At 64.9% G+C, this 17114-nt stretch carries 16 protein-coding genes; 6 read left to right on the top strand and 10 right to left on the bottom strand.

The window, feature by feature from the left end:
* Positions 1 to 72: 72 nt before the first annotated feature.
* The 5 genes from scpA to ACS5Q0_RS05845 all read right to left on the bottom strand — a co-directional run bounded on the left by scpA (position 73) and on the right by ACS5Q0_RS05845 (position 5942).
* A complete protein-coding gene (gene scpA, locus ACS5Q0_RS05865) occupies positions 73 to 2241 on the bottom strand; it encodes a methylmalonyl-CoA mutase (protein WP_473125674.1) in 2169 nt (722 codons plus the stop codon).
* Positions 2242 to 2433: 192 nt separating this feature from the next.
* Entirely contained in the window at positions 2434 to 2802 is a 369-nt protein-coding gene (locus ACS5Q0_RS05860; protein ID WP_473125673.1) for a hypothetical protein, read from the bottom strand.
* A 130-nt stretch (positions 2803 to 2932) separates the two neighbouring features.
* Positions 2933 to 3322, bottom strand: a complete 390-nt coding sequence (locus ACS5Q0_RS05855) for a hypothetical protein (RefSeq protein ID WP_473125672.1) — start codon at positions 3320 to 3322, stop codon at positions 2933 to 2935.
* A gap of 49 nt (positions 3323 to 3371) precedes the next feature.
* Positions 3372 to 5231 carry a methylmalonyl-CoA mutase family protein gene (locus ACS5Q0_RS05850; RefSeq protein WP_473125671.1) on the bottom strand — a complete coding sequence of 620 codons (1860 nt, stop codon included), beginning with the start codon at positions 5229 to 5231 and terminating at the stop codon, positions 3372 to 3374.
* A gap of 330 nt (positions 5232 to 5561) precedes the next feature.
* Entirely contained in the window at positions 5562 to 5942 is a 381-nt protein-coding gene (locus ACS5Q0_RS05845) for a DUF2267 domain-containing protein (RefSeq protein WP_473125670.1), read from the bottom strand.
* A gap of 135 nt (positions 5943 to 6077) precedes the next feature.
* Here ACS5Q0_RS05845 and ACS5Q0_RS05840 point away from each other — a divergent pair, with 135 nt between their 5' ends.
* Positions 6078 to 7616 (top strand): helicase HerA-like domain-containing protein, encoded by a 1539-nt coding sequence (locus tag ACS5Q0_RS05840; RefSeq protein WP_473125669.1) that lies wholly within the window; start codon positions 6078 to 6080, stop codon positions 7614 to 7616.
* An 8-nt stretch (positions 7617 to 7624) separates the two neighbouring features.
* Here the strand turns inward: ACS5Q0_RS05840 and ACS5Q0_RS05835 are convergent, their stop codons facing one another.
* Complete coding sequence (locus ACS5Q0_RS05835; RefSeq protein WP_473125668.1) at positions 7625 to 8086, bottom strand: SMI1/KNR4 family protein; 462 nt, start codon at positions 8084 to 8086, stop codon at positions 7625 to 7627.
* A 147-nt stretch (positions 8087 to 8233) separates the two neighbouring features.
* Between ACS5Q0_RS05835 and ACS5Q0_RS05830 the strand changes: the two genes are divergently transcribed.
* Both ACS5Q0_RS05830 and ACS5Q0_RS05825 read left to right on the top strand, forming a co-directional pair.
* Positions 8234 to 9616: a M20/M25/M40 family metallo-hydrolase gene (locus ACS5Q0_RS05830; RefSeq protein ID WP_473125667.1), complete on the top strand. Its 1383-nt coding sequence runs from the start codon at positions 8234 to 8236 to the stop codon at positions 9614 to 9616.
* Between the two features lie 69 nt (positions 9617 to 9685).
* Positions 9686 to 10039 (top strand): endonuclease domain-containing protein, encoded by a 354-nt coding sequence (locus ACS5Q0_RS05825; RefSeq protein WP_473125666.1) that lies wholly within the window; start codon positions 9686 to 9688, stop codon positions 10037 to 10039.
* Between the two features lie 150 nt (positions 10040 to 10189).
* On the opposite strand, the gene ACS5Q0_RS05820 is transcribed toward ACS5Q0_RS05825, so the two are convergent.
* Positions 10190 to 10864 carry a haloacid dehalogenase type II gene (locus tag ACS5Q0_RS05820; RefSeq protein WP_473125665.1) on the bottom strand — a complete coding sequence of 225 codons (675 nt, stop codon included), beginning with the start codon at positions 10862 to 10864 and terminating at the stop codon, positions 10190 to 10192.
* Positions 10865 to 11029: 165 nt separating this feature from the next.
* Here ACS5Q0_RS05820 and ACS5Q0_RS05815 point away from each other — a divergent pair, with 165 nt between their 5' ends.
* Both ACS5Q0_RS05815 and ACS5Q0_RS05810 read left to right on the top strand, forming a co-directional pair.
* Positions 11030 to 11905 (top strand): branched-chain amino acid aminotransferase, encoded by an 876-nt coding sequence (locus ACS5Q0_RS05815; protein ID WP_473125664.1) that lies wholly within the window; start codon positions 11030 to 11032, stop codon positions 11903 to 11905.
* Between the two features lie 218 nt (positions 11906 to 12123).
* Entirely contained in the window at positions 12124 to 12906 is a 783-nt protein-coding gene (locus ACS5Q0_RS05810; protein WP_473125663.1) for a DUF1194 domain-containing protein, read from the top strand.
* Here the strand turns inward: ACS5Q0_RS05810 and murJ are convergent.
* Together murJ and ACS5Q0_RS05800 are read right to left on the bottom strand one after the other, a co-directional pair.
* Positions 12846 to 14372 (bottom strand): murein biosynthesis integral membrane protein MurJ, encoded by a 1527-nt coding sequence (gene murJ / locus ACS5Q0_RS05805; RefSeq protein ID WP_473125662.1) that lies wholly within the window; start codon positions 14370 to 14372, stop codon positions 12846 to 12848. The genes ACS5Q0_RS05810 and murJ overlap by 61 nt on opposite strands.
* Before the next feature lie 3 nt (positions 14373 to 14375).
* Positions 14376 to 15362, bottom strand: coding sequence for a glycosyltransferase family 2 protein (locus tag ACS5Q0_RS05800; protein ID WP_473125661.1), 987 nt, complete (start codon positions 15360 to 15362; stop codon positions 14376 to 14378).
* A 194-nt stretch (positions 15363 to 15556) separates the two neighbouring features.
* Here ACS5Q0_RS05800 and ACS5Q0_RS05795 point away from each other — a divergent pair, with 194 nt between their 5' ends.
* Positions 15557 to 16399: a ChbG/HpnK family deacetylase gene (locus ACS5Q0_RS05795; RefSeq protein ID WP_473125660.1), complete on the top strand. Its 843-nt coding sequence runs from the start codon at positions 15557 to 15559 to the stop codon at positions 16397 to 16399.
* Between the two features lie 57 nt (positions 16400 to 16456).
* Here ACS5Q0_RS05795 and ACS5Q0_RS05790 read toward each other — a convergent pair whose 3' ends face one another.
* On the bottom strand, positions 16457 to 17056 hold the full coding sequence (locus ACS5Q0_RS05790; protein WP_473125659.1) for a superoxide dismutase: 600 nt from the start codon (positions 17054 to 17056) through the stop codon (positions 16457 to 16459).
* Positions 17057 to 17114: the final 58 nt, after the last annotated feature.

Here is a 17114-nt window from a genome sequence, read left to right as displayed (position 1 = left end):
CGGGCGCGTGACGCGGAACCGTAAGGTCAGCGTTGGTGACCCGCAGAGTGACTTAGGGAAAGGCCGAAGCGGCTATTCCGCGGCCTGCTTCGGGCTGTAGCCCAGGCGTCGGTTCAGGTCTTCGATGAGGTTCACCGCCGCATCCGCGATCACGGTGCCGGGCGGGAAGATCGCCGACGCGCCGGCTGCGATGAGGGCATCGAAATCCTGCGGCGGGATCACGCCGCCGACCACGATCATGATGTCGTCGCGGCCATACTTGGCGAGTTCGGCCCTCAGCTCCGGCACCAGGGTCAGGTGGCCTGCGGCGAGGGACGACACGCCGACGATGTGAACGTCGTTCTCGATGGCCTGGCGCGCGGCCTCGGCGGGCGTCGCGAAGAGCGGGCCGATATCCACGTCGAATCCGAGATCGGCAAAGGCCGAAGCGATCACCTTCTGGCCCCGGTCGTGCCCGTCCTGTCCCATCTTGGCGACGAGAATGCGCGGACGGCGGCCATCGTCGTGTTCGAACTGCTCCACCAGCTGGCGGACCTTCTCCACGGCTGGCGACGCCATGCCGACCTCCCGCTTGTAGACGCCTGAAATGGCCTTGATCTCGGCGCGGTGACGACCCCAGACCTTTTCGAGGGCGTCCGAAATCTCGCCGACCGTCGCCTTGGCCCGCGCGGCCTTGACGGCGAGATCCAGCAGGTTGCCTTGGCCCGTCGAAGCGCCCTTGGACAGCGCATCGAGAGCAGCCTCCACGTCCGCCTGGTTGCGCTCGGCGCGCAGCTTCCGCAGTTTCTCGATCTGCTGCGCGCGCACCGCCGCGTTGTCCACCTTCAGGATGTCGATGGACGCCTCGTCCGCGGGACGGAAGGCGTTCACGCCGATGATCTTCTGGTGGCCCGAATCGATACGCGCCTGCGTGCGGGCGGCGGCTTCCTCGATCTTCAGTTTCGGAATGCCCGCCTCGATGGCCTTCGCCATGCCGCCGAGCGCCTCCACTTCTTGGATATGGCTCCAGGCCTTCTCCGCGAGTTCCTTCGTCAGGCGCTCCACGTAATAGGAGCCGCCCCAAGGATCGATGATGCGCGTGGTGCCGCTTTCCTGCTGGAGAAAGAGCTGCGTGTTGCGGGCGATGCGCGCGGAGAAGTCGGTGGGCAGCGCGAGCGCCTCGTCGAGGGCGTTGGTGTGCAGCGATTGCGTATGGCCCTGCGTCGCCGCCATCGCCTCGACGCAGGTGCGCGTCACGTTGTTGAACACGTCCTGCGCGGTGAGCGACCAGCCGGAGGTCTGGCTATGCGTGCGCAAGGGAAGCGACTTCTCGGATTTCGGATCGAATCCCTTCACGAGCTTCGCCCAGAGAAGGCGCGCGGCGCGCATCTTGGCGACTTCCATGAAGAAGTTCATGCCGATCGCCCAGAAGAAGGAGAGGCGCGGCGCGAACTGGTCGATGGTGAGCCCCGCGGCCAGACCGGCGCGGACGTATTCCACACCGTCGGCCAGCGTATAGGCGAGCTCCAGATCCTGCGTCGCTCCCGCCTCCTGCATGTGGTAGCCGGAGATCGAGATGGAGTTGAACTTCGGCATGTTGGCCGAGGTATAGGCGAAGATGTCCGAGATGATGCGCATCGACCCCTTGGGCGGGTAGATGTAGGTGTTGCGCACCATGAACTCTTTGAGAATGTCGTTCTGGATCGTGCCCGAGAGTTTTTCGGCCGGAACGCCCTGTTCCTCCGCCGCGACGATGTAGAGCGCGAGGACGGGCAGCACCGCGCCGTTCATGGTCATCGACACGCTCATCTGGTCGAGGGGAATCCCCGCGAAGAGCGTGCGCATGTCGAAGATGGAATCGATGGCGACGCCCGCCATGCCCACGTCGCCCGCCACGCGCGGGTGATCGGAATCGTAGCCGCGATGGGTGGCGAGATCGAAGGCGACGGAGAGGCCTTTCTGGCCTGCCGCGAGGTTGCGGCGGTAGAATGCGTTGGAATCCTCGGCGGTGGAGAAGCCCGCGTATTGGCGCACGGTCCAGGGCTGGTTCACGTACATGGTCGGGTAGGGACCACGTAAGAAAGGCGCGATGCCCGGATAAGTGTCGAGGAAGTCGATGCCCTCCCGGTCCTCGGGGCCGTACGCTGCCTTGACCGCAATCCCCTCCGGCGTGAGCCAGGGCTCCCCCTGAGGCTGCGCTGCAGGGGAGGCTTCGGAGGCGCTGGTCCAGCCGAGGTTCGAGAAATCCGGAATGCGTGTCATGGCCCTGAAGCGAATGCCCTTACCGAACGGGAGACGAATGGGTGCTCTCGCATTCTAGGGCATCCGCTGCCGGGAGGCTATCGGCGCAACGTCTAGAGCATTTTTCGGCGAAGTGGCTCCGGTTCGCCGCCAAAAATGCGGCCGGGCCAAAGAACAGAGCTGGTTCCACGCCAGGGGAAGCAGCTCTGGAGATCAGCCGCGCTTTTCCGCGTTCCAGGAGCCGGAGCAGACCCGTCCGCCGGACGTGGTCCATGTGCCGCGGCCCCAACCGTCCGAAAGCTGTCCGGTGACATGGGCGCGATCCTGACCATGCGCGATGCTGGCGGTGACGGAGCCACTGGGGCGGACCTGGCCGTTCACGTCGAAGCGTTCCGGCCCGCCATAGCGGGCGCGGCCGTTCTGCACGATCACCGAATAGCGATAGGCGCGGTCGCAGGCGCCCTGCTCGGTCACGACCTCCACGCTCCAGGTGCCGTCGAACTTCTTCGTCTGCGCGTGGGCTTCGGGCGCAAGGGCAAAAACCGCAAACATCGCCGCGCCGAGCCAGGTCATCATCCGCATCGAAAACTCCATACCCTCCAAGACAGGCTTGAATAACGTGAGGTCGGGGGACGGGTTCCTGGATGCGAAACGCATGAGAAAGCCGACGCATCGCGCGATACGTCGGCCACGGATCTCAGGCAGGACGGGTTCAGCTCTGGGCGAAGCTCGAACGCCTCTGCGCGCTCCAGCGGCCGGAGCAGCCATAGCTGTCGACCTTCCAGACACCGGAGCCGGACTGGCTCGACAGGCTGCCCGACGCCCGGCCCTGAGCGGCGCTGCTGCGGATGTCGAGATTGATGGCGCCATTGGAGCCGATCTGTCCGTTGATCACCGCCGGAGACGCTCCGGATGCTCCCTGGTAACGGACGTTGCCCTGCTCGACGGTGATGGCATAGGTGTTCGTGCCGCAGATGCCGGAATCCGTGACCAGCTGCACCTGCCAGATCCCGTCATGCTTGTATTTGGGGGCCGCAACGGCGGCGCCGCCGATGATGAGGCCGAGGCACAAGCCCATCGCCGTCGTCTTGATGAAGTTCATGAACCGTGGTCCTCCCGGTCTCGAGGCCGGGAAGAGACGGCCCTAAGGCTCAGGCGTGGGCCTTGTCGAGGGCCTCGCTCAGAACCTTGAGGGTATCGCACCCAGCGTAGATGAAAGTGGTGATGCCGGCGCGGGTCAGCTGTTCTTCGCGTTCGCCCGGGCGGCCGGCCATGTAGATAACCGAAGATCCGGCGTCGCGCAAGGTTTTCGCAGCCTCTTCGGCGTGCGCCACATAAATGTCATCGGAAGAACAAATACATGAAAGCTTTGCTTTACTGTCGATATAGGCTCGGCGGAGCTTGTCTTGGTCCGAAAAGCCATCGCTCATGACGGCTTCTATGCCGCTCGCTTCGAAGAAATTCTTGGCGAATGTCGCCCGCGCCGTGAACGCGGAGACCGGGCCGAGATTGGCCAGGAAGACCTTCGGGCGCGCGCCCGTCTTCGCAAGGTAGGCGTCCGACAGATCGCGCAGGCGCTCGAAGGCCTCCGCCGCGCGGGTGGAGGGCAGGGGCGTGACCGACACGGCCGCCTGATCGGCCTCCCGCTTCGCCGGGGGAGCCGCCGGCATCAGCACCGCCACATCCGCCTCGTGGATGTTCGGGAACTCGCTCGTGCCGGTGATCGGCTCCTTGCGGGTGGCGACGGCCTTGTCCCGCTGGGCGCGCACGGCGGCAATGCGGCCTTGCAGCGCACCTTGCTTCAGGCTCTCCAGGATGCCGCCTTCGCGCTCGATGTCCTGGAACAGGCCCCAGGCCTTCTCGCACAGCGCATCGGTGAGCGCCTCGAAGCCGCCCGAGCCCGCGGCGGGATCGGCCACCCGCCAGAGGTTGGATTCTTCCAGCAGGATCAATTGCGTGTTGCGCGCCACGCGGCGGGCGAAGGCATCCGGCAATCCCAGGGCCTCGGTGAAGGGCAGCACGGTGATCGCATCCGCGCCGCCGATCCCGGCCGAGAAGGTGGCGAGTGTCGCGCGCAGCATGTTCACCCATGGGTCGCGCTTCGTGGTCATGCGCCAGGCGGTTTCCGCATGCAGGCGGATCGGCCTCGGCGCGAGGCCGCAGGCCTGCTCGACCCTGGCCCAGAGGCGGCGGAGCGCCCGGAACTTGGCCACGGTGAGGAACTCGTCCGCGTCGGCGACCAGCAGGAAGGACAGGCTTTGGCGCGCGGCGTCGAGGGAATGGCCCTGCGCTTCGAGAGCGCGCAGATAGGCCAGGCCCGTCGCGAGAACGGCGGCGAGTTCCTGCGCCTCGCTCGCGCCCGCCTCGTGATAAGCGCGTCCATCGGCCAGGAAGGCGCGGCCGTTGAAGCCTTTCCCGGCGAGGTCCGCCAGCATGGCCCCCATGCGGGCCGAGACGACGTCCCACGCGTCCGAGAGGCTTCCCTGGGAGGCGAGGGCGCCGATCGGATCCATGCCGAGATCGAGCGACAGGTCCGACAGCGTGTGGCCGCGCCTTTCGCTGAGAGCGACGAGGCGCTCGGCCATGACGCGGCCCTGGCCGCCCGCATCCAGGCGCAGATGGATGAGATCGAGCATGATGCCGGACAGGGCCCGGTCGAGATCCTCGACCGCGTCGGCCTTCACGCCGAAGCCGCGCGCCGCAGGGGCCTTGTGCGTGACGAGGGTCAGCGCGTCCGCGCCGTTTTCGAGGTCGAGGAGGGCGAGTTCGTTGGCCTTGTCCGGATCGGGATGGTCCATCCGCTGCGACACCCGCCAGCGGACGGGCTCACCGCGCGCGATCCGCGCCGCGCCCTCGGCCTTCTCGTAGAGCGGCTGGATCGCGATGCCGTCATGGGTGCGGCCCACGAGCTTCTTCGCGAAGTCGGCCCCCTTCAGCACGCCCTCGACCCGCTTGAGCCATTGCTCGCGGTCAGCGTCAGGGAAGTCGGCGGCAAGAGACAGATCGTCCATGAATATCCCCGTCCGGAGAAAGGCAGCGTGAGTTGCGCCGGAAGATAGTGGGTCGGACGGGATGTGGGAATGCCCTAAAGGACGAGGGTGGCGACCATACTGCCATCCCGGCCGAGCGACGTGAGAACCAGGATCGGGCGCAGGATAGAGCGCGGGCTTCCCTCCCCCTTGTGGGGAGGGATTAAGGGTGGGGGTGGGGGCGCCAGACCTTCATCGGCTATCGATCACACCCCCACCTCCAACTCCTCCCCACAAGGGGGAGGAGGGTTCCTGCGCCATTTTCGCCAAGCGATCCCCGCGACAAGCCCGGCCACGGCGGAGAGGGTGGCCTCAGACGAACTGCGACAGGCCCGGGATGGAGCCCATGATGGTGCCCATGGTGTCCTCGCCGGCCTTCTCGCGGCCATAGGCGAAGAGTTCCTTGCCGAGCGGCTGCATCTGGCCCATGGACACGCCGATGCCCATGAGCTGGCCGCCGAGCGCCATCACGCCGCCGCCCATGGAGCCGATCATCCCCATCATGCCGCCGCCGGCGCCGGTCTTGGCCTGCTCGATGGCGTCCTGGGCGCCGGGAAGGGCGGCGATCAGCTGGTTGACCTCGTTCTGCGGACCCTCCTTCTGCAGATAGCCGAGGATGAGGCCGATGGCCTTGCGGGCGGTGGCCTGATCGAGGCCGGTCTTCTGCGTGATGCGTTCGATGAGCTCGTCCATGTGATTCTCCTGTGCTGCTACGAGGTGATGGTTTAGTTCTAAACAATCTATGAGGAAAACCCCCATCGAAAAGTCCTGGAGTGGAAACTGGCGACAGGACTTCTAAGATCCCTGGATGGAATCGGGAGAGACAGCATGCTCGAGGACGGCAAGATCTTCATCGGCAAGAGCACCAAGCCGGAATATCTGGATCTGACGCTCGCCAACCGCCACGGCCTGATCACGGGGGCCACGGGCACGGGCAAGACCGTTTCGCTGCAGGTGCTGGCGGAAGGATTTTCCAATGCCGGCGTCCCGGTCTTCGCGGCCGACATCAAGGGCGATCTCTCCGGCATGGCGGCTCCCGGCAACGGCAAGGCGCCTCTCGTCAAGCGGGCGCAGGATATCGGAATCGAATACAGGCCGGACAAGTTCCCGGTCGTGTTCTGGGACATCTTCGGCGAGCAGGGCCACCGTGTCAGGGCGACGATCTCCGAGATGGGCCCGCTGCTTCTCTCGCGCCTGCTCGAACTGAACGACACGCAGGAAGGGGTTCTCAACATCGCCTTCCGCGTCGCGGACGAGCAGGGCCTGCTGCTGCTCGACCTGAAGGACCTGCGCGCGTTGCTGCAGCTCATCTCCGACAATGCGAGCGAGCTCACCACGACCTACGGCAACGTGTCAAAGGCCACCATCGGCACGATCCAGCGTCAATTGCTGGTGCTGGAGAACCAGCGCGGCGACGAGTTCCTCGGCGAGCCCGCGCTCGACATCAAGGATCTGATGCGCACGGACCGCGACGGGCGCGGCGTCGTGAACATTCTGGCGGCGGACAAGCTCATGAACAATCCGCGCCTCTACGCCACCTTCCTGTTGTGGCTCATGTCGGAGCTGTTCGAGGAGTTGCCGGAAGTGGGCGATCTCGACCAGCCCAAGCTCGTGTTCTTCTTCGACGAGGCGCATCTGTTGTTCAACGATGCGCCGAAGGCGCTTCTCGAAACCGTGGAGCGCGTGGTTCGCCTCATCCGGTCCAAGGGCGTGGGCGTCTATTTCATCACCCAGAACCCGGTCGATGTGCCGGAGACCGTGCTCGCGCAACTCGGCAACCGGGTGCAGCATGCCCTGCGCGCCTATACGCCCCGCGAGCAGAAGGCGGTGCGCGTCGCCGCCCAGACGTTCCGGCAGAATCCCGCCTTCGACACGGAAAAGGCGATCACGGAACTCGGCGTCGGCGAGGCTCTGGTCTCCATGCTCGAAGGCAAGGGCGCTCCCTCCATGGTGGAGCGCACCCTGATCGCCCCGCCCATGGCCCAGGTCGGACCCATCGAGCTGACCGAGCGTCAGCAGATCCTGGCTGCGAGCCCCATGAAAGGGAAATACGATCAGCCCATCGATCCGGAATCGGCCTACGAGATGCTGGCCAAGCGCGCCGAGAAGGCAGCCGCCGACGCCAAGGCGGCGGAGGGCGGAGGCGGCATCCTCGACATACTCGGGGGACTCTTCGGAACCTCCGGTCAGCGTAAGGGAAGCCTCACCGTCGGCCAGCGGGTCACCCGCGAGGTGACGCGCACCGTCGTCAACCAGACGGTGGGCACCATCGCGGCCGAGATCGGCAAGTCCATCGGCGGCCGTCAGGGCGGCTCCATCGGCCGCGCCATCGTGCGAGGGACCCTGGGCGGGCTGTTGCGGCGGTGAGGTGTTCGCTACTCATCACAGACTTTGAGGCGGAAGAATTGGCCGAAATCTTCCGCCTCAACCTCAAGACGGTCGCCTGTTTGAGAGGTCAGATGCCAGATCACGACTGGACATTCGCCATCGGTGCGCCGCTGAGAAAAGTCGATACAGCTGAGTGAGCCTTCACCGAGTGCGTACACGACGAGGAGATGGTGCGGCAGATTCCCTTGCTGCCGTTCACTGAGCGTATACCAGATACTGCTCGGAATGCCTTCATCGTCGATGGCGCCGCGTGTAATGCCATAGAATTCAAGGCTCCTGATATCTCCGCAGCCGTAACGGAGAAGAAAATCGCGATAGGTTGGTGGGAACTTGTGGCCGATAAGATCTTCTGCAACGGCAACGATCTCTTGGCTGCAGGGGCCGGAGAAATCTCCTTCGCCAGATATGTCAATCTCCATGCAGGCTGCTAGAAAGTCGGCGTAACTCATCGGGTTTATATCCAAGGCTCACAATCTTCAGCTCGATGAGGTAATATCGCATTGTAATGAAGTTACAAAATGAGAGAGGGCCTTGCAGTTGACCTCCATACGGAGGCACCCTCCGACCGACAGATTCGCTTAAACAAAGAAAATGCCATGTCCCAGCTCGACCAAGTGCTTTCCAAGATCGATTCCGACCTCGACGCGTCCCTGGAGCGCCTGTTCCAGTGGCTGAAGGTTCCCTCGATCTCTACCGATCCCGCCTACAAGGACCATTGCCGCAAGGCGGGCCAGTGGCTCGTGGACGAGCTGAAGGGCATCGGCATCGAGGCCTCTTTGCGCGAGACGGGCGGGCACCCCGCCGTCGTGGCCCATGCCAAGGGCGAGGCGAAGCCGCACGTGCTCTTCTACGGCCATTACGACGTGCAGCCCGTGGACCCGCTGGAGCTGTGGGACGAGCCGCCCTTCGAGCCGCGCATCATCACCCTGCCGGACGGACGCAAGGCCATCAGCGCCCGCGGCTCCTCCGACGATAAGGGCCAGGTCCTGACCTTCGTCGAGGCCTGCCGCGCCTGGAAGGCGGTGACCGGCTCGCTGCCCATCAACATCACCTTCCTGGTGGAAGGCGCGGAGGAGGACGGCTCCAAGTTCCTGCCTGAGTTCATCGAGGCCAACAAGAGCGAGCTGAAGGCCGATGTGGCGCTCGTCTGCGATACGGGCATGTGGGACCAGGATACCCCTGCCGTCACGTCATCGTTGCGCGGCATGGTGTACGAGGAAGTCATCGTGCGCTGCGCGGACCGCGACCTGCATTCCGGCCAGTTCGGCGGCGCGGCGCGCAACCCGATCCATGTTCTCTCGAAGATCATCGCCGCGATACACGACGAGAACGGCCGCATTACCATCAAGGATTTCTATGATGGCGTTCCCGAGACGCCGACGCAGGTTCTCGATCAATGGAAGGGCCTGAACCTCACGGAGGAGGATTTCCTCGGCCAGGTCGGCCTGAAGCACTCGGCCGGCGAGAAGGGCCGCGTGCTCATCGAGCAGATCCAGTCCCGCCCCACCTGCGACGTGAACGGCATCATCGGCGGCTATACGGGCGAGGGCACGAAGACGGTGATCGCGGCGGAAGCCCGCTGCAAGATCTCCTTCCGTCTGGTGGGCGATCAGGACCCGGCGAAGATCTCGGAGAACTTCCAGGCTTTCGTGCGCGAGCGCATCCCCGCCGATTGCTCGGTGGAGTTCATCAAGCACAAGGGCTCGCGCGCGCTCGCGCTGCCGCACGATTTCCCGGCGCTCACCGTTGCGAAGGCCGCGCTGCATGACGAATGGAGCAGGGAGCCGATCGTCATCGGCATGGGCGGATCGATCCCGGTCGGCGGCGACTTCAAGCGCATCCTCGGCCTCGACACCCTCTTCGTGGGCTTCGGTCTCGACGACGACCGCATCCATTCGCCGAACGAGAAGTACGACCTCAAGAGCTTCCACAAGGGCACGCGCTCCTGGGCGCGCATCCTCGCGGCTTTGGCAAAGTAGAGAGGTCAGAAAGCACGGCTATCCCTCTCCCCGCCGGGGAGAGGTTGCGCCATTGGCGCGGGTGGGGGGATGCAACGGTTCATCCAGAGGGCGCGACAGCTTCGTCAGCAGCAGACGAGCGCCGAGGCTTTGCTCTGGCAGGCTTTCCGAAACCGGAAGTTAGCCAGATGGAAATTTCGGCGGCAGCATCCGATCGACCGGTATGTCGTCGACTTCGTGTGCTTGGATGCGAAACTCGTGATTGAGGTCGATGGGGCAACGCACTCCACGTCGAAAGAGATGACGCGGGATAGCGAGCGGACGCGTGTTCTCGAAATCTGCGGCTATCATTTCTTGCGCCTGCAGAACGCCGACATCTACGACAACATCGACGTTGTGTTAGAAACCATTCTGGCAGAATTGGAGCACCGTACCCATGTGTAGCGCCCCCTTTCACCTCTCCCGTGCGGGAGAGGTCGGACCGTCAGGTCCGGGTGAGGGGGTATAGCCATGTCCGAACAGGGCGCCCCCCCCTCACCCTCGCTTCGCTCGACCTCTCCCCACCGGGGAGAGGTGGGGAGCCTAGCGGTTGGGTCATAGCAATCCCGCGAGCGTATCGATGACGGCGCGTGGGGCGAGGTCCTCGTATTCGTCCGGCAGCCCGAGCCGGTTCACCCAGATCGGGGTGAAGCCGAAGGCCGCCGCTCCCGCGACATCCCACCGGTTCGAGGAGACGAAGACGATCTCGTCTTCGTTGAGGGACAAAGCCTCGATCGCTACCTGATAGGCATCGGGGCTCGTCTTGAAGACCTTCGCGGAATCCACCGAGAGCACAGCGTCGAGACACGCCGCAAGATCGGCGGAGGCCACCGCCGAGCCGAGCATTCCGGGGTCGCCGTTCGACAGGATGGCGGTACGCAGGCCCCTTGAGCGCAGTCTCTCAAGGGTCGGGCGCACCTCGGGATAGGCGTCGAGGGTGCGATAGGCGTCGAGCAGGAGCGGGCGGACGGAATAATCCGCCGTCGGGCAGCGGGCGAAGGCGTAGTCGAGGGCCTGCTCGGTCAGAGCCCAGAACGGCCGGTAACGCCCGGCCAAGGACAGCACCCAGGAATATTCGAGCTGCTTGGCGCGCCAGATCTCGGACAGGCGCGTCCCCTCCGGCCCGATCTGCGCCGCGTGGCGGGCGACTGCGGAATGCACGTCGAACAAGGTCCCGTAGGCGTCGAAGACGACGGCTTTGATTCCGGCCGGGATGAGGGACGACGACATGCTCCGGGTCCTTGAACCAAGGGTGAGGCGGCTGATCGGGACTGATCATCCTCTCTCATGCATCTCATCACAAGACTTTATCCTGTCCAAGTTCCCCAAGCGATTGACGAGGGTGACGCAAAGGGATTCGATAGGGCAGGTATTCTGACCCAAAGGATAACGGAAGTGGCTTGGTATTCGCAGACCTGGAACTGGTTCAACGGCGCGTGGCATGAGGGCAACCCGCCCCTGATCGGACCTCGCTCCCACGTGGCGTGGCTGGGCTCGTCGGTCTTCGACGGCGCCAGGGTGTTCGAGGGCGTCATGCCCGATATCGACCTGCATTGCGCGCGCGTGAACCGCTCGGCCGCCACCATCGGCCTCAAGCCCACCATGGATCCGCAGGCGATCGTCGAGCTGGTGCGCGAGGGTGTAAAGAAGTTCGCCCCCGGCACGGCCCTTTACGTGAAGCCCATGTATTGGGGCGAGGCCGAGGGCCTGGCCACCATCGCGCCCGATCCGGAATCGACCCAGTTCTGCCTCTCCCTCTTCGAGGCCCCCATGCCGGTGCCCGGCGGCCTGTCGGTGATGAAGTCGAGCTTCCGCCGCCCGACGCTCGAATCCATGCCCACCGATTCCAAGGCCGGCGCTCTCTACCCGAACAACGCCCGCGTGATCCGCGAGGCGAAGGAGAAGGGCTTCGACAACGCCCTGGTCCTCGACGCCCTCGGCAACGTGGCCGAGACCGGCACCTCGAACGTGTTCATGGCCAAGGATAATGTGGTCTACACCCCGTACCCGAATGGCACGTTCCTCAATGGCATTACCCGCCAGCGCGTGATCCAGCTCCTGCGCGACGACGGCGCGACGGTCGTCGAGGGCACGCTGCGCTACGAGGATTTCGCGACGGCCGACGAGATCTTCATCTCAGGCAATTATTCCAAGGTGATGCCGGTACTGCGCATCGACAGCCGCGATCTCCAGCCCGGCCCGTTCTACCGCCGCGCGCGCGAACTCTACTGGGCCTATGCCCATTCCCAGCCGGTGACGAAGGCGGCTTAAGGTTTTGACACGGGAGCGGTTTCTCGTCATGGCCGGGCTTGTCCCGGCCATCTCGCCGAGAAGGGCACAATGCTTCTTGGAATCGGGATCGCCGGCACAAGGCCGGTGATGACAGGGGGACTGCCTCGCCTCCTCAAGGACTTGTGAACCGGGGCCGAGAGGCACCGGTTTTTTGTTGCCCTAAATGGCCCCGGCATCGCGCCTTGCCGGAGCTTCCGATGCGTCCGATCCTGAACGGCCTTTTCGCTCTTGGCCTCCTGACGGCCCCGGCCCTCGCCGAGCCTGTGGATCTCGAACTCGTCTTCGCCGCTGATGGCTCCGGCTCCATCGACGACGACGAGCTCAGCCTGCAGCGGAAGGGCTGGGCGGATGCGCTCATGAACCCGGAGGTTCTGGCGGGCATCAAGGACGGCCCCATCGGGGCGATCGCGGTCGCCTTCATGGAATGGGGCGGGCCGGGCTCGCAGGTGCTGATCGTCGACTGGCACGTGATCCGGGACGAGGCGGGCTCCAGGATCTTCGCCGACAAGCTCACGAGCGCGCCGCGCGGAGCCACCGGCTACAATTCCATCTCGAACGCTATCGACTTCTCCGTGCGCCTCGTGGAGCAGAACGCCCACGAGGGCACGCGCAAGGTGATCGACGTGTCGGGCGACGGTCCCAACATGAACGGCCGCTCCCTGGAGCAGGCCCGCGCGGACGCGCTCTCGAAAGGCTTCACCATCAACGCGCTCGCGATCCGCCGTCCGGGCAGCGGACGCCCCGGCGGGCCCGGCGGAATGTCGCTGGAGGATTACTATGCCCGAAGCGTCATCGGCGGGCCGGGCGCCTTCGTGGAGATCGCGGACGAGACGCGGCCCTTCGCGGTGGCGGCGCGGCGCAAGCTGCTGACGGAGATCGCCGGGATCGGAGGCGCGACGCGCCACGCGGCGCAACAGGATCAGCGCCGCGCGAGCCTCACCCCCATGGCCTTGAGCCCCGCCAGCAGGACGCCCCCATAGATCAGCGCGCCCGCAAGGCCGAGCGCCCCGAGCAGGGTCTCGTTCCGCCAGACCGGGAGGAGGGCGGTCCAGCGTTCCAGCGGCGCAGGCGCGAACCATGCGAAGACGACCAGGAGCAGGCTCGCCGCCGCGATGGCGAGGCAGGTCCTGCCGAGGGAGCGGTTCGGGGCCGTCCATCCGCGCCGATAGGCGAGCGCGAAGAGCAGGGCGAGGTTGACCCAGACCCCGATGGCCGTGCCGAGGGCGAGGCCCACCACGCCGTAGGTGTCCATCAGCAGGATCTTCACGAGGACGTTGACGCCGACCGCCGTGAGCGAGGCGATCAGCGGCGTCGCGGTGTCGGATCGGGCATAGAAGCTCGAAACGGCCGAGCGGATGAGAACGGCGGCCGGAAGCCCCAGGCCGTAGGCCGCAAGCACCGCGCCCGAGCGCCGCGCGGCCTCGGCATCGAATGCGCCGCGCTGGAAGAGCGCGGACATGATGAGGTCCGGCATTACCAGGAACGCCACGAGGAAAGGCGCGGCGAGCGCGAGGGTCAGGCCGATCGTGCGGTTCTGCGCCGCGTAGGCGCCCGCTTCGTCGCCGGCGGCGATGCGGCGGCTCATTTCCGGCAGCAGCACGGTCCCGGCCGCGATGCCGATCACGCCGAGGGGAAGCTGATAGAGGCGGTCCGCGTAGTAGAGGGAGGACACGGCGCCCGTGGGCAGGAACGAAGCGATGATCGTGTCCGCGAAGATCGCGAGCTGCACGCCCGCGGAGCCGATCACGGCGGGGCCGAGCGCCTTGAAGAAGGTCTTCATCGGCCGGTCCATGCGCGGGCGCTCGATTCCCGGCGCGGCGAGGGCGCGTTTCGTGTCCCACCAGACGAGGATGAGCTGAAGCGCGCCGGAGATCGTCACGCCCCAGGCGGCGGCATAGCCCGCATTCGGGAACAGGAACACCACGGCGAGCGTCGCGATCATCGCCACGTTCAGGAGAACGGGCGCGGCCGCGGCGGCCCAGAAGCGTTCGTGGGCGTTCAGGATCGCCGAGTAGATGGTGACGATGGTGATCAGCAGGAGATAGGGAAACGTGATCCGCGTCAGCGAGACGGCGAGATCGAACTTCGCAGGGTCCTCGGAGAAGCCCGGCGCGAGAAGCCGCACGACGCTCGGCATGGCGAGGAAGGCCGCGACGAGCAAGCCGATCTGCACGATGAGCATCAGGGTCACGATGCGGCCGGCGAAGGATTTCGCGGCCTTTTCGCCCCCAGTTTCGAGCACCTGGGCATAAGCGGGCAGGAAGGCGTTGTTGAACGCGCCCTCGCCGAAGATGGCGCGGAAATGGTTCGGAATGCGGAAGGCCACGAAGAACGCATCGGCCACGGGCCCGACGCCCATCACGGCGGCGATCACCACGTCGCGGATGAAGCCCGTCAGGCGCGAGACGAGCGTCCATCCCCCGACGGACAGAATTTTCTTGAACATCGGTCAGGCCCGGCGCTGCTGTTCGTGGACGGGAAGGAGGCTGTCCGAGACCTCCGTGGTGCTGCCGATCCGCTCGGAGACCACATAGAGCGGCCGACGTTTCACCTCCGCGAAGATGCGGCCCACATATTCGCCGATGATGCCCAATGACATCAATTGAATGCCGGAGAAGAACATGATGGACACGATCAGGCTCGGGAAGCCGGGGAGATCGGTGCCGAACATGAGGGTCCTGATCAGGAAGTAGAGGGCGGCGGCAATCGAGAGAAACGAGATCAGAAAGCCGAGATAGGTCCAGATGCGCAGAGGCACCGTCGAGAAGGCCGCAATGCCGTCGAAGGCGAAGCGGAAGAGCTTTCGGAAGCTCCATTTCGAGGTGCCGAAGCGGCGCTCCTCCACCACGAAGGGCACGCCGATGCTCTTGAACCCGATCCAGGCGTAAAGCCCTTTCGAGAAACGCGCCTTCTCACCCATGGCGCGCAGCACCTCGACCCCCTTGCGGTCGATGAGGCGGAAATCGCCCGCGCCCTCGGGAAGCCCGATTTCTCCGAAGCGTGCAAAGAGCTGGTAGAACAGGTGGGCGAAGCCGCGCTTGACCCGGGTCTCGTCCGAACGGTCCGTGCGCTGGCCGTAAACCATGTCGTAGCCTTGCCGCCAGCGTTCCACGAAGGCCTCGATCATCTCCGGCGGGTGCTGCAGGTCCGCGTCCATGATCACGACCGCATTGCCCCTCGCGTGGTCGAGACCGGCAGCGATGGCGATTTCCTTGCCGAAATTGCGGCTGAACGAGAGCGCTCCGACCCGGGGCTCCCGCTCGCTCAACGCACGGATAGCGTCCAGGGTGTCGTCCCTGCTGCCGTCGTCCACAAATACGACCTCCCAGGCGAGGCCGATCCGGTCGAGCACTGGGAAGAGGCGTTCGCAGAGCGGCCCGATATTGGCGCTCTCGTTGTGGACGGGAATGATGACGCTGAGCTTGGGCGAAGCCACGGTTGGGAAACCCCTTGTGATCCGGCGCATCAAGAGCCGAGTTTGCGGCTTTGCTCAAGGGCCTATGTTCAGTTTCGCGTGAGAATGTGGCGTGCTGGCCTGGCCTCTTATTGCCGCATGAGCCCGTCTGAAAACCGGATCCATTTTCCCGCACAATGCGCTAGGGTGCGGCGAAGCCGATGTCCAAGGATCCCATGTCTTCCCTCTGTAGCGTCATCCTCTGCGCCGACGATTATGGTCTCAGCGACGGCGTCAGCCGGGGCATCGCGGAATTGGCGGAGATGGGCCGCCTGTCGGCCACGGGCGCCATGACCAACATGCCCGGATGGCGGCGGAATGCGCCGGATCTGAGACCGCTGAAGGGCCGGATCGGGATCGGCCTTCATCTCAATCTCACGACCGGCGCGCCCTTGGGGCCCATGGCGCAGCTTGCTCCCTCGGGACGCTTTCCCCGCCTCAAGGAACTGATCGCCCATGCCGCTCGGGGGCGGCTTAAGAGGGCCGAGATCGCGGGAGAGATCGCGCGTCAGCTCGATGCCTTCGAGGATGCTCACGGGGAACCGCCGTCCTTCGTCGATGGGCATCAGCATGTGCATGTGCTGCCCGGCGTGAGGGGGCCTCTGCTTCAGGCGCTGCGGGACAGGGAATATGCGGGACGCGTCTGGCTGCGCGATCCCGCCGACACCGTGCCCTCGATCCTGCGCCGCCCCATCGGACGCGGAAAGGCGCTGATCGTGAGAGGGTTCGCGCGGGGCTTCTCTCGCGAGGCCCATGCCGCGGGCTTTGCCACGAACAAGGGCTTTTCCGGCTTCGCGCCGTTCGATCTGTCCGTTCCGACCGACCGGATCTTCGAGGCCGCCTTTTCGCACATGGGTCCAAGCCCGCTCGTCATGTGCCATCCCGGCTATGTGGACAAGGAGCTTCGCAGGCTCGATCCGGCGGTGGAAAGCCGTGTCGCCGAACTGGATTATCTGAAGTCGGATGCGTTCGGCGCGTTGCTGAAGGAACGCGGGATCAGGCTCGTTCCCGGCCCGTAGGCTACACGCAAAACGGGCCCCGGAAGGGGCCCGTCTGACGTAGCGATAAGGGAAGGATTACTTCACAGCCGCTTCGAACATTTCCTCGACATGTTCCCAGTTCACCAGGTTCTCGAGGAAGGCCTTGATGTAGTCGGGCCGGCGGTTGCGGTAGTCGATGTAGTAGGAATGCTCCCACACGTCGCAGCCGAGGATCGGCTGAGCGCCGTGGACCAGCGGGTTCTCGCCGTTGGGAGTCTTCATCACGGTGATCTTGCCGTCCTTCACGGCAAGCCAGGCCCAGCCAGAGCCGAACTGGCTCACGCCCGCCTGAACGAAGTCTTCCTTCATCTTGTCGACGGAGCCGAGATCCTCGACGATCTTCTTTTCGAGCTTGCCGGGCAGCGCGCCGCCGCCATTGGGCTTCATCCACATCCAGAAGTGAATGTGGTTGTAGTGCTGACCGGCATTGTTGAAGAGAGCCTGGTTCTTGCCGTAGGAGCCCTTCACGACTTCCTCGACGCTCTTGCCTTCGAATTCCGTGCCTTTCAGCAGGTTGTTGCCGGTGTTGACGTAAGCCGCATGGTGCTTGTCATGGTGAAACTCGAGGGTTTCACGCGACATGTAGGGCTGCAGGGCATCATAAGCATAGGGCAGTTCGGGCAGAGTGAACGACATCGGCATCTCCTTTGGATTGAGCGACCTGTGATGGGTTAGTTAAAGCTCCCTGCCGCCA

The sequence above is a fragment of the Microvirga sp. HS2 genome (assembly GCF_055792805.1).
Note: the sequence above shows the minus strand (reverse complement) of the source record. Positions and strands in the feature narration are given on the sequence as shown.